The organism is Collinsella aerofaciens, from assembly GCF_019131995.1.
GTDB lineage: Bacteria > Actinomycetota > Coriobacteriia > Coriobacteriales > Coriobacteriaceae > Collinsella > Collinsella aerofaciens_S.
The window spans coordinates 1-13,442 of the sequence record NZ_JAHONA010000008.1; the positions used below are offsets into that span (position 1 = coordinate 1).

A 13,442-nucleotide genomic window follows, 5' to 3' on the forward strand; every position below is an offset into this window, starting at 1 on the left:
AAACGGAATAGACGGACCGGCCGTCCGGCTGAGTCTGGGAAGAGGTGCCGGGCGGAGGGCGGAGCATGGCCACCGGACCCATCGAAACACATCTCCACCGTTCCTTCAACTGGGAAAACGGCGCCCCCGGACCCCAGGAGGGGCCGCGGGGGCGTTCAGCTAACTGCGGGAATGGCCTATTTGCTCAATGTGTTCGGCTGAGATCGGAAATCAACCCGTGAATGTCGATGAGTCCAATAGCAAAGAGGTCGATGCGTTGATTGACGAGCTTGACGCTAAAGGGCTTCGCGGTAAAGTCGCGATTTATCTTGCTGCGGTCGACAATGTTAACGATACTTGCGCAAATGACATTCATTGTTTTTCTCAGCGTGGGTTCTCTCAAGTTGAAACGTTCTTTATGGATAAAGCTAGCGAGCGCGGATTCAACGTTATTCCGTTTACGCCGTATGAACCAGGTGTCTGCTGTGCGGTTTCCCTTAATTCGTTTGTCATCGATCCGCTTGGTAGACTTTTTAAATGTTGGGATGAGGTTGGCAAGGGCGAGTGCGCCGTTGGAAATGTTCGAGAAGGTGTGAAAGCTAATTCGATCTATTTGAAATGGATGGAGTATTTACCAAACGACCCGGTATGTGGCGAGTGTGTAATGTTTCCGGCTTGTATGGGCGGATGTCCCCACGCCGCGATGGAGGGTCAGAGAAAATGCGCGAGCGTTAAATTCAATGCAAGGCAGAGAATGCGGTTGGCTTGTAATTATCAGTATTCGCATGAGGCAAATCACGATGTTTAGATTTTGGAAGATATATCTCCTCCATAAGCCAAGGCTTTATGTCTATCTGCTTCTCGATGTCTTGTCTCAACTGTGCAGCCTTGCTGAACCATATTTGTTGGGACTGACTGTAAATGTGCTGGCGGCAAAAAATGTCCTCGGAATTAGTTTGCGGACGCTAGTCTTATGTATTTTCGCGATTGGCGTGGTCGCCATTGTGGGGTCGGTGTTGGCCTATTGGACTTCCCTAATCTATGTCGACCTTCAAGCGCATGCGGGATATCAACTTAACGCTGACACACTTGAACACGTCAAGCGTTTGCCCCGGAAGTTTTTCATCGGATTTGATGCGGGCTATTATAATCAGCAAATCAATCACGATTCAAACGATCTCATAATATTCGGAATAACATCGGCGTCAAATATCATTGGCGGTGTTGCAACGATTGTTTGTTCCTTGATTATGTTGATGAATATAAACATTGCGATGGCGATTGCCTGTCTAGCCTGCATCGTTACGGGGGCAGTAGTTTATCGATTGTTTAGCGGGCTGCTGTTCAATCGAGGCTTTGAGTTTCAAGAAAAGACCGCTGCTTTCTATGGGACTCTCCAGAGCCAGCTGGAGAGCGTCTCCTTTCTTCGTCGCCATTCATTATTCGATTTCTATTCCTTGAGGCTGCAGAAGGCTTTCGATGGTCTTTATCCAGCTATATTGGCTAACCAAAAAGCCGGATCACGGTTCGAACTTGCGAATCAGTTGATTTTTTCCTTTGCGCAGTTCTGTTTGCTCGCGATTGGAGGCTGTGAGATTGTCGCAGGCAAAATGCCGGTTGGTTTTCTGCTGACGGCATTGAGCTATTATTCGAGCGCCAATTCTGCTCTGGTGAACTTGCTTTCTTGGGGCAAAAGCTACCAGGCGAGCAAGGTGAGCGCCCAACGCCTTAAGCGCCTTTGGGCAATGGATGAAGAGGTGAACGGTTCTGTCCGCATTGGCTCTCCTGTTTCACTTGTGTGCAAGGGCCTGTCGATTTGTCGCCCTGATACCGATCGAATCATAGATTATCCAGAGCTCATCTCGCTTAATCGAGGGGTCTTATACGGCGTGTCGGGCGCAAACGGAAGCGGGAAAAGCACGCTTCTCGATGGCATAGCTGGTCTATATCCCGATGATTGCGTTGGGACTATTGCTTATGACGAGGTTGATTTGAGTCAGATTGATTCTATAAATCTACGCTCGTATGTCGTTGGTATTGCCGAGCAAGAACCTGATATCGTTAACGGAACACTCAGAGAGAATCTGACGCTACTCGCGGGCGATAATTGTCCAATTTTTGAAGTCGGGCGACTTGTAGACCAGTTTGGTCTGACCAAACTGGTCTCAACACTTCCCAATGGTCTTGATGGGGTGCTGGACGAGCAAAACCATAATATATCGGGTGGTGAGAAGCAGAAGATTGCGATTATTCGTGTTTTGCTTAAGGACTCACCCGTCATGTTATTCGATGAACCGACGTCGGCTCTTGACGGAGCGAGTAGGTCAGCGTTCATTGATATTCTGCAACAGAAGAAAGAGGATCATATAGTGGTTGTTGTCTCGCATGATCCCGAGTTGCTTGAGGCTTGCGACGAAGTGATTGAGCTGTAGACGCCGGAAGGTTAGCCCATTTGAGTCTTAATTTCTGCCATGGTGGAAAGCTGTTCGAGGTTGGTGCTTACCGGAAAATGTAAGCCACTACACCTCCCGGTAAGGCATTGCTGCGCTCTTATGGATGCTATACTAAGTCCAGGATGATGTATAGCAACCTGAAGGATGAGGCATGGAAGCCGAATTGCTCGATAAAAAATCTATTCAGATGAACGTGCGCATAGATCGCCAGCTCAAAGAAGCCGGAGATGCCGTTCTGGCGCATATTGGCATGACGCCGTCAAAAGCCGTTCGGACACTTTGGGAGTATCTGGTCGTTAACGGACGCATGCCCTCGAAGGGAGACGCGGCGGCTCCGGTTTCTGACGGAGTGGAGCCCCGGCGCATGGAATCAAGGGCCGCGCAAGGCAGCCATATCGTTCGCGATTCGTGCCTCAAATACGGCATCCCCATCCCTGAGTTCTCGGGAGACTATGACGACCTCTATGAGGAGGCCATGGCGGAGCGCTATCCCGAGTGGGTGGAACTATGAGCACAGAAGGCGTCCTCAAGCTGTTAATCGATACCAACGTATGGATGGATTACTTTTCTGGCAGGTCCGACCGTACGGCAAATGTCGTCCATCTGATCGAGATTGCCGACGCCTCGGAGCGGATTGCCCTGTTTGCCTCGTCGCTTTCGGTCAAAGACGTTTCATATCTTGTCTCGGCGGCAATCAAGCAGGAGTGCCGAAGAAAGACTGGCTCACTGAGTGATAACGCCATTGCGGCGGCAGATGAAACGGCCTGGGCATGCGTTCGACAGATGCGCGAGCTAGCCCTCATCACCCCGGTCGGTGCAGACGAGGTCTTCGACTCCTTTGTGTTCAAGTATCATCACAACGACTTTGAGGACGACCTGATGCTGGGCGTCGCCAATCGCATCGATGCCGATTACGTCGTGACGGAGGACAAGAATCTCATTAAACATACCAATGGCGTATGCATAAACGTTGATCAAGCGTTGAGGTTGGTTGAAGGGTCCAACGTCCCTTCGGCGAGGCCCGTCTAACCTGCTTTATCTTAATAAAGTGGCGTTTCCCCGCCGTTAGCCGATGATGCAAGGGCGCTCGGCGTTTTCGACTGGTTTATGCACGCAAAGTCTGGGAATATACAAGTCGCATGTCTTACTGTCTAACCAGTTGCGCCAAGGAGGCACCATGGATTACAAGATCACCGGCTACGAGCCCGCCCAACTGTTCCATTTCTTTGAGGAGGTCAGCGCGATCCCCCGTGGGTCTCGCAACGAGAAGGGCATCAGCGATTTCCTGGTTGCGTTTGCCAAGGAGCGCGGCCTCGATGTGTACCAGGACGAGGTCTACAACGTCATCATTCGCAAGCCCGCTTCTGCCGGCGCCGAGAATGCCCCGACCGTGATGCTGCAGGGCCACATCGATATGGTGTGCGACAAGTTGGGCTCCGTTGAGCACGACTTTACGACCGACGGTATCGACCTGGTCGTCAAGGACGGCGTCCTCACCGCTAACGGCACCACCCTGGGCGCCGACAACGGTATCGCCGTCGCTCTGATGCTCACTGTTCTCGATGACGATTCGATCGTTCACCCCGCCCTCGAGTGCGTATTCACCACCGACGAGGAGACTGGCCTGGTCGGCGCCGAGACGCTCGACAAGTCCCAGATTAGCGCCCGCACCATGATCAACCTCGACTCCGAGGAAGAGGGCGTTGCCACCGTCAGCTGCGCCGGCGGCGTCGTCGTTACCTACACCTGCCCGATCGCGCGCGAGCGCAAGACCGGCAGCGCTCTCACGCTCGACATCTCCGGCCTGCTGGGTGGTCACTCCGGCTCCGATATCAACCTGGAGCGCGGCAACGGCAACCTCATCATGGCCCGTATCATCGACCGCCTGATGGTCGCCGGCGAGCCCGCCATCGTCAGTTTTAACGGCGGCACCAAGGACAACGCCATCAACCGTGAGTGCAAGGCCGAGCTGGTTTACGCCGACCACGCTGCCGCCGAGGCCGCGGCCCAGATTGCAAAGGACATCATCGCCGACGTCACTGCCGAGCTCGAGGTCTTCGACCCCGGCTTTACCTGCACCGTCGAGATTGCCGACGACGCCGAGGTCGAGGCCATGGACCAGAAGTCCGCGCTTGCCCTCATCCGCGCCCTGCGTCTTGCCCCTAACGGCGTGATTCGCCGCAACGTCGCCACCGACGGCTCCGTCGAGGTTTCCTCCAACATCGGCGTGGTTGCCACTTCTGACGACGAGGTCAAGATCATGCTGTCCCCGCGCTCCTCGATCACTTCGCTGCAGAACGAGTTCAAGGATCGCCTCCAGACGCTGGCCGATGTCTTGGGCTTCGACGCCAAGTTCGAGTTCGAGTATCCCGGCTGGAGCTATGCCGAGCATTCGCCGGTCCGCGACGTCTTTGTCGAGAGCTATCGCGAGCTCTTTGGTTCCGAGCTGCGCATCGAGTCCATTCACGCCGGCCTTGAGTGCGGCCTGTTTGCCGAGGCCCTGCACGGCCTGGACGCCATCGCCGTGGGCCCGACGCTCTCCGATGTCCACACCCCGGACGAGAGCATGGAGCTCGCCTCTGCCGAGCGCTTCTACGAGCTGCTCATCGACGTCCTCAAGCGCCTCGCTGCGTAAAGGTTGCGCTAGCAGCAGTCCGAGCCACGTGCTAGCGGATTGCAAATGACATTACGAGAGGGGACATCCGAGCTTTTGCGACGGGTGCCCCCTCCTTTCTTTTAAGAAATGGGAAATTGCGAACGTCTAGCCCATATCCGCCTTGATGAGGTTGAGGGTGCGCTTGCAGTTTTCGCGGACGGGGCCGAGCATATGCTCGCGTAGGTCCGCCATGCCGGGCAGGTCGGCATATTCATCCATGATCTCTTCCATGCAAATGGGCACCTCGTAGGCGAGGTCCATCATGGTCGCAAAGCAAAACTTCTCGGATAGCCCGGCGTCGGTGAGCGCCGCCTCCAGCGCGGGGTCGCCCATACCGTGATATCGGCGGATAGCGCCTGGACCGATGCGTCCCACACGGTTTTCGCCGCCAACGCTCATGGCAAGGCGCGCCCGGCGGCGCATGCGCTCGTACGCCAAGCCCGACGCGACATCGTACATTCGAGCCATCATGGCTGCGCCGTCGTTTCCAAGGAGCAGGGAATAGTTTTTCGCGTGCGCATCCGGTGCGCCGATGATGGCGTTAAAGAAAAGTATCTGCGTAAACAGATACAGGTTAAGTTGATGGTGGCTCGTATTTACGAGGAGCTCTTGAATGTCGCGGGTGGTCGGGCCGCCGTCTGCCGTGTACTTTTGGGCGGGCATCACCCCAAGTGCCTGACAGAGGTCTTCTTGATGTAGGCGCCTGATCGTTCCGTCTTTGACTTTCACGCGGTCATAGCGCTCAACAATGAGGGCAGGTTCGTCCTCAAACATACGATATTCGACGTTTGCCGTTGCGATGCCGGCGCGCTGGGCGCTTTTCATGCAGACAAACTCATTGAGAGCCTCGAGTTTAAATCCGATAACGCCATTTTTGAAAATATGCGTCGTGGGCGAGGAGCCCATGCATTCGCACCAGCGGCCGTTTATGAACGCGAGCGCGAACTTGCCCTGGTTGCCTCCAAGTGACCAACTTTCATCTAGACCCATCCACGATGCATCGCGGTCATCTCTGATCGACTTGAGACGAAGAGCAATTTCGTGGTTGTCTATAGGGCGGTATTCGCCAGCGCGATGCAGGACGGCGTCGGTATCTTCTTCGGCACAAAACTGCACGCCGCCCGGACAGTCGAGTCCGATATGGCTGAGCAACGCAACGGGATTGTTGGGCCTAACGTCGAATTCGGCGGCAATCGCTTTTCGTTGGTCCTCGCTGTCGGGTAGAAGGCCAAACAGGTACGGATTCATGACCTGTTGTCCGTATGTGCGATTCGATACGGGTATGTTGGTCGATAGGGCTGGCCCGTCATAGTCATGATCGTAGGTAAAGCTGATAAGACCGTTCTCATCTTGCGTGAGCGTTCCAGCAGGCACGCCGCAAATAATGGTCCGAAGTGATGTTCTGGCCATTGGCTATTTCCCTTCGGGCATGGCTTGGCTAGATGCGTTTGTGGCAATCGAGACTCCGAGATTGGACATGGCGAAATCGGCGAAGACCTCGTCGTAGAGTGCGGATGTAAAGGGGGCATCTGCAAGAGCCGGAATGGTTGTGCTGCGACGGTTGCGATGATGAAGACGTTGGGCGTGATGGCGTCTGGAGGTGCTGCAAGGTTGATCAGCATGCGGGGCGTCGACTGGTTGCTCATTTTTCGTTTCGCCTATATCCCCTTGAGCGGCGAGCGCCAGTCCAAGAGCACCGAAAACTGCCAGCAGCTTGTCGAGCCGAATGCCCGTGGCATCTCCCAGCTCGAGCGATGCGAGCAGGCGTTCCGAAACACCGGCTTTTTTAGCGAGGGTCGCACGGGTGATCCCTTGCGCCTCGCGTGCCTGGCGCACGTAGACGCCAGCTTGGCGCGGTGTGGTGATGGGAAGGGTGTCCACGGCGATCTCCTAACGTGCAGACTTTTGCATATTAGTATGACATGCAAAAGTCTGCACGAAAAGGCCTCATGCAAAACTCTGCATAAGGCCTTGTGCTGGCGTTGAGTTTTGAGCGATTGTGCTTGGCGTTACAGCGCCAAAATCCCCAGATGCTCAAGCAAGATCTTAAGCCCGATGAGGATGAGCACGACGCCACCCACGATGGTGGCGGGTTTTTCGTAGCGCGCGCCAAAGGTGTGGCCGATCGCTACGCCGGCGACGGAGAAGATAAACGTTGTGATGCCGATAAGCGATACAGCGGGAACGATGTCAACCGAGAGCGCCGCAAACGAGATGCCCACGGCTAGGGCGTCGATTGAGGTGGCGATGGCGAGGATCAGGTACTCGCCCAGGTCGATTTTTTCGGCATCCTTGTCGTCGCCTTCATCCTCGTCCTCGGTAAAGGCTTCCCACAGCATTTTGCCGCCGATGAAGGCGAGCAGGATAAAGGCGATCCAATGGTCGATGGGTCCGATGATGCCCATGAATTGACTGCCGAGCGCCCATCCTATTTCGGGCATGCCGGCCTGAAAGCCGCCAAAGAACAGGCCGAGCACTACGGCGACTTTAAGGTTGATTTTCTTCATGCCAAGGCCCTTGCAGATGGAAACGGCAAAGGCGTCCATCGAAAGGCCAACGGCGAGCAGCACGAGCTCTGCGAGTCCCATAGTCTGGCTCCCTCTCTGCGGGCGAGCCCGATTACGCGACTACTCCCTCATTTATATGAGACCCGATGCTACCACATGAGCAGTCAAAGGAGCCCCGTCCCAAATGAGCTACCTAAGCTGTGTTCGCTCATTCTGTAAGCATCGGATTTCGCAAGCGCCGCAGGGACAAACCGTGAGAAACTATTTAGCGTTTATGGAGCGTATACGATGGGAGCGATGCCTTGGATAAGAACGAGCTGCAAAAGCGTATGGAACAGGCCATTCGCCTGACTGCCCCCGGCCAGCCGATCCGCACCGCCCTCGACATGATCATCGCCGGTCACCTGGGCGCCCTTATCTGCGTCGGCGACACCGAAAACGTGCTCGCTGCCGGTAACGACGGCTTCCCGCTCAACATTTCGTTCACCTCGAACCGTCTGTTCGAGCTCTCCAAGATGGACGGTGCCATCGTCATCGACGGCGACCTCACCCAGATCCTGCGCGCCAACTTCCACCTCAATCCCGATCCCTCGCTTGCCACGAGCGAGACGGGCATGCGTCACCGCACCGCCGCTCGCATGTCGGTGCTCACCGATGCCATCGTGATCTCGGTTTCGGCCCGTCGTGCCGTCGTCAACGTGTACGTTCACGGCAAGAGCTACGAGATCCAGCCCGTCACCACCATCATGAGCTCGGTCAACCAGCTCGTCGCCACGCTCCAGACTACCCGTCAGTCGCTCGATCGCTCCCTGCTGCGCCTGACGGCACTCGAGCTGGACGACTACGTCACGCTCGCCGACATCACTGGCATCTTCTCGAGCTTCGAGATCATGCAGCAGGCAAAGACCGAGCTTAAGGATTGCATCGTCAAGCTGGGCAACCAGGGCAAGCTCGTGCAGATGCAGCTCGAGCAGCTCGCCGGCTCCAGCATGGATACCGAGTACGACCTGATGATTCGCGACTATGCAAGTGATTCTTCCGAGGCTAATGCCGAGAAGATTCGTGCAGAGCTCGCTCGCATGACGCCTAAGGACCTGTCCGACCCGCAGCACGTGGCGGCAGTTCTGGGTTACGACGATCTGGACGAGGACTCCGTCATGACGCCGCTGGGCCTGCGCACGCTTTCGCGTGTGTCCGTCGTGCGCGACGGCGTGGCCGAGAAGATCGTCGACGAGTACGGCTCGCTGCAGGAGCTCATGGACGACATCAGCGAGGATCCGGAGCGCCTAGGCGACTTTGGCGTCAACAACCCTGCCATTCTTGCGGACTCGCTGTACCGCATGAAGGGTACCAAACAGGGGAACGCATAATGGCGCCCGTATGCGCCGTGGTCGTTGCCGGTGGCAGCGGCCAGCGCTTTGGAAATCCCGGCGGCAAGCAGCTCGTTAACGTGGCGGGCCGTCCGCTCATGAGCTGGTCCATCCGCGCGTTCGACCGGAGCGACAAGGTCGGCCACATCGTGGTGGTGTGTCCTGCCGAGCGCCGTGCCGAGATGCGCCGCCTGGCCATCGACCCGTTTGACTATGACACGCCCATCAGCTTTGCCGATGCCGGCGCGACCCGTCAGGATTCCACCCGTGCCGGCGTGCATGCGGTTCCGGCGGGTTTCGAATATGTCGCCATCCACGATGGTGCTCGTCCGCTCATTACGACCGAGGCCATCGACCACGCTATCGACGTGCTCATGGGCGACCGCTCGCTCGACGGTGTCGTGTGCGGTCAGCCCGCGATCGACACACTCAAGATCGTCGACGGCGACAACATCGTCGAGACGCCGCCGCGCGAGCTGTACTGGGCTGCGCAGACGCCGCAGATTTTTAGCGTCGACGCCATGAAGCGCGCTCACGCCGCTGCTATCGCCGAGGGTTTTATCGGTACCGACGATTCATCGCTGGTCGAGCGCATGGGTGGGCGCGTCCGCTGCGTCCAGAGCCCACGCGACAACCTTAAGGTGACGGTGCCCGAGGACCTGCGTCCCGTAACCGCGATTCTGCTCGGTCGCATGGCCGAGGGAGAGGACCTTCCCCATGTTCAGTAACCTGCGCATTGGCCATGGCTACGACGTTCACCGTCTGGTGGAGGGGCGTCGATGTATCATCGGCGGTGTCGACATTCCCTACGAGCGCGGCCTGCTGGGCCACTCGGATGCCGATGTGCTCGCGCACGCCTTGGCCGACGCCATTCTGGGCGCCTGCCGCGGGGGAGACATCGGCAAGCTATTCCCCGATACCGACCCCGCCTATGAGGGTGCCGATTCGATGGTGCTGCTCGCTCGCGTGATGGACTATGCGCGCGAGCTGGGCTTCGAGTTTGTCGATGCCGATTGCACCATTGCCTGCCAGCAGCCTAAGATCACCCCGCACCGCGATGCCATGCGCGCCAACCTTGCCCATGCCCTGGGTGTTGACGTCGAAAACGTGGGCGTCGCCGCCACTACGACCGAAAAGCTCGGTTGGGAAGGCCAGGGCGAGGGAATCGGCGCCTGGGCCGTCTGCCTGCTACAGAAAACCGTTAAGGAGTAACGAATGCGTATCTACAACAGCGCTACCCATAAAAAGGAAGAGTTCCAGCCCATCGAGTCCGGAAAGGTCCGCATGTACGTGTGCGGCCCCACGGTCTACGACAACATCCACATCGGCAACGCCCGCACGTTCATCAGCTTTGACGTGATTCGTCGCTGGCTCATCGCGAGCGGCTACGAGGTCACATTCGCCCAGAACCTCACCGATGTCGATGACAAGATCATCAAGCGCGCCAACGAGCAGGGCCGTACCGCCGCCGAGGTTGCGACGGAGTTCTCCGACAAGTTTATCGGCGTTATGCGCGCCGCCAACGTGCTCGATCCCGATGTGCGTCCTCGCGCCACCAAGGAGATCGGCCCCATGATCGCCATGATCAAGACGCTCATCGAGCAGGGCCATGCCTATGCCGCCGATAACGGCGACGTGTACTTTGCCGTGCGCAGCGATCCCAACTACGGCCAAGTCTCGGGCCGCAACATCGACGACCTTATGGTGGGTGCGCGCATCGAGGAGAACGAGGACAAGAACGACCCGCTCGACTTTGCCCTGTGGAAGGCCGCCAAGCCCGGCGAGCCCAGCTGGCCGAGCCCCTGGGGCGAGGGCCGTCCCGGTTGGCACACCGAGTGCGCCGCCATGGTGCATCGCTACCTGGGCACTCCGATCGACATCCACGGCGGCGGCTCCGACCTTGCCTTCCCGCATCATGAGAACGAGTGCGCCCAGGCCACCTGCGCCTGGCACCAGGGCTTCTCCAACACCTGGATGCACACGGGCATGCTGCTGGTAGACGGCGAGAAGATGTCCAAGTCGCTCGGCAACTTCTTTACGCTGGCCGAGGTCCTCGAGCAGCACTCTGCCGCGGCCCTGCGTCTGCTGATGTTGCAGACGAGCTATCGCTCGCCGCTCGACTTTTCTTGGGAGCGCCTGGAGGGTGCCGAGAACTCGCTCACGCGTATCGCCGGTACGGTCGAGAACCTGCGCTGGGCCGCGAACCATGCGACGGCCGATGCCGATGAGGCAGCATCTGAGGCGTTTGCCGCCAAGGCCGCCGATACCCGTGCCACCTTTAAGGAGTGCATGGACGACGACTTTAACACCGCTGGTGCCATGGGTGCCGTCTTTGGCTTTGTGACCGAGTGCAACCAGTACCTGGAGCAGGCGGGCGATGCTGCCGACAAGGCCGCCGCGCTTGCCGCCGCCGACACGCTGGCCGAGCTGCTCGATACGCTTGGCGTTGAGCTCCCCGAGCCCAAGGTCGAGCTGCCGCTGGGCCTGCTGGGCGTTGCCGCCGGCCTGGTTGCCTACACGGGTGACGACGTGGACGAGGCCGCTGCCAAGATTCTCGAGGCCCGCGCCGAGGCCCGTGCCGCCAAGAACTGGGACCTGGCTGACGCCATCCGTGACCAGCTCAAGGACCTGGGCCTCACCATTGAGGATACCGCCGCCGGCACCCGTATCAAATCTCTCTAATCCCCGCGGGTTTCCCAAGCACCCGACCGCCCGAGCCACGGCACCTTGCCTTTCAATCGTCGGGCATGACCTCAAGGTCTATGCCCTCCTCTTTCAAGGCAATCTGCCGCACCTCGGGCGGTCGGTCTATTTGTTTCGTTTGATAGTTGTATTTAGGAGGTCGCTTTATGGCCGACAATCGCAAGCGTGTATCGCGTGGAGGCAAGCATGCTGCTTCTGGCTCGCGTCCGATTCGCCGCAACGACCGCGCTGCCGCTCCCAAGGGCCAGCGCGAGCGCTCCCAAACCCAGGCTGCGCGTCCGCAGCGAGATCGCAACCGCGACAACGTTCAGGTCCCCAAGGGCGAGTTTATCGAAGGTCGCCGTGCTGCCGCCGAGGCGCTACGCACTGGTTTTCCCATCAAGTGCGCGCTCATCGCCGAGGGCGGGGAGCGCGATGCCGCCCTGTCTCGTCTGGTCGACGACCTCAACGCTGCAGGCGTCCGCATTAAGTATGTGCCGCGCGCGCAGCTCGATGCGCTGTCGAGTCATGGCGCTCATCAGGGCATCGCACTCGAGGTTGGCAACTTCCCCTATGCTGATGTCGCCGATATTCTCGACCGCGCAGGCGAGGGCCCGGCACTTGTCGTGGTGCTCGACCACGTGACTGACGACGGCAACTTTGGCGCCATCGTGCGCTCCGCCGAGGTTGTGGGCGCGGCGGGCGTCGTCATTGCCAATAAGCGTGCCGCCGGCGTGACCGTGGGCAGCTATAAGACCTCAGCCGGTGCCGTCATGCATCTGCCTATCGCGCAGGTTCCCAATATCGCCCGTGCGCTCGACGATTTTAAGGCCGCTGGTTTTTGGGTGGGCGGTGCTTCCGAGCACGCCGAAGGCAGTTGCTGGGATGCTCCTTTCGAGGGCCGCGTGGCGCTCGTCATGGGCTCCGAGGGCGACGGCATCTCGCGTCTGGTGCTCGAGAAATGCGACTTTTTGACCAAGCTTCCCCAGCGCGGTATGACCGAGAGCCTCAATGTTGCCCAGGCGACCACGGCGCTGTGCTTTGAGTGGCTGCGCCGCAACGCCGGCGAGCTGATGGGGGAGGAGTAGCGCATGTCCAAAAAGAACCGTGCCAAGTCCAAGGCCAAGCGCTTTGGCGAGGGCTCGGCCAAGCCGATTGTTTCGGCCGCGACCTATGGCGTGGGCGGCAATGCGTTTGCGCAGGCTATCGCCGACCCAGTCTCGACGGTGCACTCCAACAAGCCCGAGCTGCTGGTGGTCGACGGTTACAACGTGATCCACTGCACGCCGCGCTACGAAAAGCTCGTGTACGACCATTCCGACGATCCGTATTCCAGCGACGTTCACGATATGGCGCGCACGGCGCTCATTAATGACGTAGCTGCGTTTGCCCAGGGCCGCTACGAGGCCGTGATCGTATTTGACGGCGCGGGCAATATCTCCAGCGAGCGCCCCAACCTACCGGCCCGCGGTGTGCGCATTGAGTTTTCGCCGACGGGTGTTTCGGCCGATACCGTGGTGCAGAAGCTCTGCATCGAGGCGCGCGAGGAAGGCCGCGCGTGTTCTGTAGTGTCGAGCGACGGCACGATCCAGGCCGTCGTCATGGGCAAGGGCGTTACGCGCATCTCGAGCCGTATGCTGGTGGACGAGATCAAACAGATCGACAACGACGTGCACGAGGCCGAGGAAGCTCCACAAATCAAGATGACTCTGGGCAGTCGCCTGAGCCCCGATGCCCTGGCCAAGCTCAAGGCCCTGCGCGGGAGGTAGGGAAGTTGGCGGGGCAATGCTGCCTC

At 58.4% G+C, this 13,442-nt stretch carries 14 protein-coding genes; 11 read left to right on the top strand and 3 right to left on the bottom strand.

From position 1 onward, the window contains the following. Positions 1-217 precede the first annotated feature (217 nt). The 5 genes from KSY82_RS03815 (at position 218) to KSY82_RS03835 (ending at position 5,067) form a co-directional block, all read left to right on the top strand. Positions 218-787 carry an SPASM domain-containing protein gene (locus tag KSY82_RS03815; RefSeq protein ID WP_217750278.1) on the top strand — a complete coding sequence of 190 codons (570 nt, stop codon included), beginning with the start codon at positions 218-220 and terminating at the stop codon, positions 785-787. Next, positions 780-2,411: an ATP-binding cassette domain-containing protein gene (locus KSY82_RS03820; protein ID WP_217750279.1), complete on the top strand. Its 1,632-nt coding sequence runs from the start codon at positions 780-782 to the stop codon at positions 2,409-2,411. Before KSY82_RS03815 ends, KSY82_RS03820 begins: the two co-directional genes overlap by 8 nt. Positions 2,412-2,583: 172 nt before the next feature. After that, complete coding sequence (locus tag KSY82_RS03825) at positions 2,584-2,943, top strand: type II toxin-antitoxin system RelB/DinJ family antitoxin (protein ID WP_195535780.1); 360 nt, start codon at positions 2,584-2,586, stop codon at positions 2,941-2,943. Then, entirely contained in the window at positions 2,940-3,461 is a 522-nt protein-coding gene (locus tag KSY82_RS03830) for a PIN domain-containing protein (protein ID WP_217750280.1), read from the top strand. Before KSY82_RS03825 ends, KSY82_RS03830 begins: the two co-directional genes overlap by 4 nt. Before the next feature lie 148 nt (positions 3,462-3,609). Further along, positions 3,610-5,067 carry an aminoacyl-histidine dipeptidase gene (locus KSY82_RS03835; protein ID WP_217750281.1) on the top strand — a complete coding sequence of 486 codons (1,458 nt, stop codon included), beginning with the start codon at positions 3,610-3,612 and terminating at the stop codon, positions 5,065-5,067. A 126-nt stretch (positions 5,068-5,193) separates the two neighbouring features. Here KSY82_RS03835 and KSY82_RS03840 read toward each other — a convergent pair whose 3' ends face one another. The 3 genes from KSY82_RS03840 to KSY82_RS03850 form a co-directional block, all read right to left on the bottom strand. Beyond that, positions 5,194-6,498, bottom strand: a complete 1,305-nt coding sequence (locus KSY82_RS03840) for a type II toxin-antitoxin system HipA family toxin (protein ID WP_217750282.1) — start codon at positions 6,496-6,498, stop codon at positions 5,194-5,196. 3 nt (positions 6,499-6,501) lie between these two features. Then, the gene (locus tag KSY82_RS03845) at positions 6,502-6,969 is read right to left on the bottom strand and encodes a helix-turn-helix domain-containing protein (protein ID WP_217750283.1); all 468 of its coding nucleotides are present in this window, start codon (positions 6,967-6,969) and stop codon (positions 6,502-6,504) included. Between the two features lie 128 nt (positions 6,970-7,097). Continuing rightward, complete coding sequence (locus KSY82_RS03850; RefSeq protein WP_217750284.1) at positions 7,098-7,676, bottom strand: manganese efflux pump MntP; 579 nt, start codon at positions 7,674-7,676, stop codon at positions 7,098-7,100. A gap of 221 nt (positions 7,677-7,897) precedes the next feature. Between KSY82_RS03850 and disA the strand changes: the two genes are divergently transcribed. The 6 genes from disA (at position 7,898) to KSY82_RS03880 (ending at position 13,416) form a co-directional block, all read left to right on the top strand. Then, positions 7,898-8,965: a DNA integrity scanning diadenylate cyclase DisA gene (disA, locus tag KSY82_RS03855; protein WP_040359001.1), complete on the top strand. Its 1,068-nt coding sequence runs from the start codon at positions 7,898-7,900 to the stop codon at positions 8,963-8,965. Further along, positions 8,965-9,693 carry a 2-C-methyl-D-erythritol 4-phosphate cytidylyltransferase gene (ispD, locus tag KSY82_RS03860; protein ID WP_217750285.1) on the top strand — a complete coding sequence of 243 codons (729 nt, stop codon included), beginning with the start codon at positions 8,965-8,967 and terminating at the stop codon, positions 9,691-9,693. The genes disA and ispD overlap by 1 nt, the downstream gene beginning before the upstream one ends. Then, complete coding sequence (gene ispF, locus KSY82_RS03865) at positions 9,683-10,177, top strand: 2-C-methyl-D-erythritol 2,4-cyclodiphosphate synthase (protein WP_006234975.1); 495 nt, start codon at positions 9,683-9,685, stop codon at positions 10,175-10,177. The genes ispD and ispF overlap by 11 nt, the downstream gene beginning before the upstream one ends. A gap of 3 nt (positions 10,178-10,180) precedes the next feature. Next, entirely contained in the window at positions 10,181-11,647 is a 1,467-nt protein-coding gene (gene cysS / locus KSY82_RS03870; RefSeq protein WP_217750286.1) for a cysteine--tRNA ligase, read from the top strand. 167 nt (positions 11,648-11,814) lie between these two features. Beyond that, positions 11,815-12,735 carry a 23S rRNA (guanosine(2251)-2'-O)-methyltransferase RlmB gene (gene rlmB, locus KSY82_RS03875; RefSeq protein ID WP_217750287.1) on the top strand — a complete coding sequence of 307 codons (921 nt, stop codon included), beginning with the start codon at positions 11,815-11,817 and terminating at the stop codon, positions 12,733-12,735. A 3-nt stretch (positions 12,736-12,738) separates the two neighbouring features. Continuing rightward, a complete protein-coding gene (locus tag KSY82_RS03880; protein WP_006234978.1) occupies positions 12,739-13,416 on the top strand; it encodes an NYN domain-containing protein in 678 nt (225 codons plus the stop codon). Positions 13,417-13,442: the final 26 nt, after the last annotated feature.

Coding starts and splice junctions, on each gene's coding strand:
- KSY82_RS03820 (WP_217750279.1), top strand. CDS start 780: ATGTTTAGATTTTGGAAGATATATCTCCTCCATAAGCCAAGGCTTTAT.
- KSY82_RS03825 (WP_195535780.1), top strand. CDS start 2,584: ATGGAAGCCGAATTGCTCGATAAAAAATCTATTCAGATGAACGTGCGC.
- KSY82_RS03830 (WP_217750280.1), top strand. CDS start 2,940: ATGAGCACAGAAGGCGTCCTCAAGCTGTTAATCGATACCAACGTATGG.
- KSY82_RS03835 (WP_217750281.1), top strand. CDS start 3,610: ATGGATTACAAGATCACCGGCTACGAGCCCGCCCAACTGTTCCATTTC.
- KSY82_RS03840 (WP_217750282.1), bottom strand. CDS start 6,498: ATGGCCAGAACATCACTTCGGACCATTATTTGCGGCGTGCCTGCTGGA.
- KSY82_RS03850 (WP_217750284.1), bottom strand. CDS start 7,676: ATGGGACTCGCAGAGCTCGTGCTGCTCGCCGTTGGCCTTTCGATGGAC.
- ispD (WP_217750285.1), top strand. CDS start 8,965: ATGGCGCCCGTATGCGCCGTGGTCGTTGCCGGTGGCAGCGGCCAGCGC.
- ispF (WP_006234975.1), top strand. CDS start 9,683: ATGTTCAGTAACCTGCGCATTGGCCATGGCTACGACGTTCACCGTCTG.
- cysS (WP_217750286.1), top strand. CDS start 10,181: ATGCGTATCTACAACAGCGCTACCCATAAAAAGGAAGAGTTCCAGCCC.
- rlmB (WP_217750287.1), top strand. CDS start 11,815: ATGGCCGACAATCGCAAGCGTGTATCGCGTGGAGGCAAGCATGCTGCT.
- KSY82_RS03880 (WP_006234978.1), top strand. CDS start 12,739: ATGTCCAAAAAGAACCGTGCCAAGTCCAAGGCCAAGCGCTTTGGCGAG.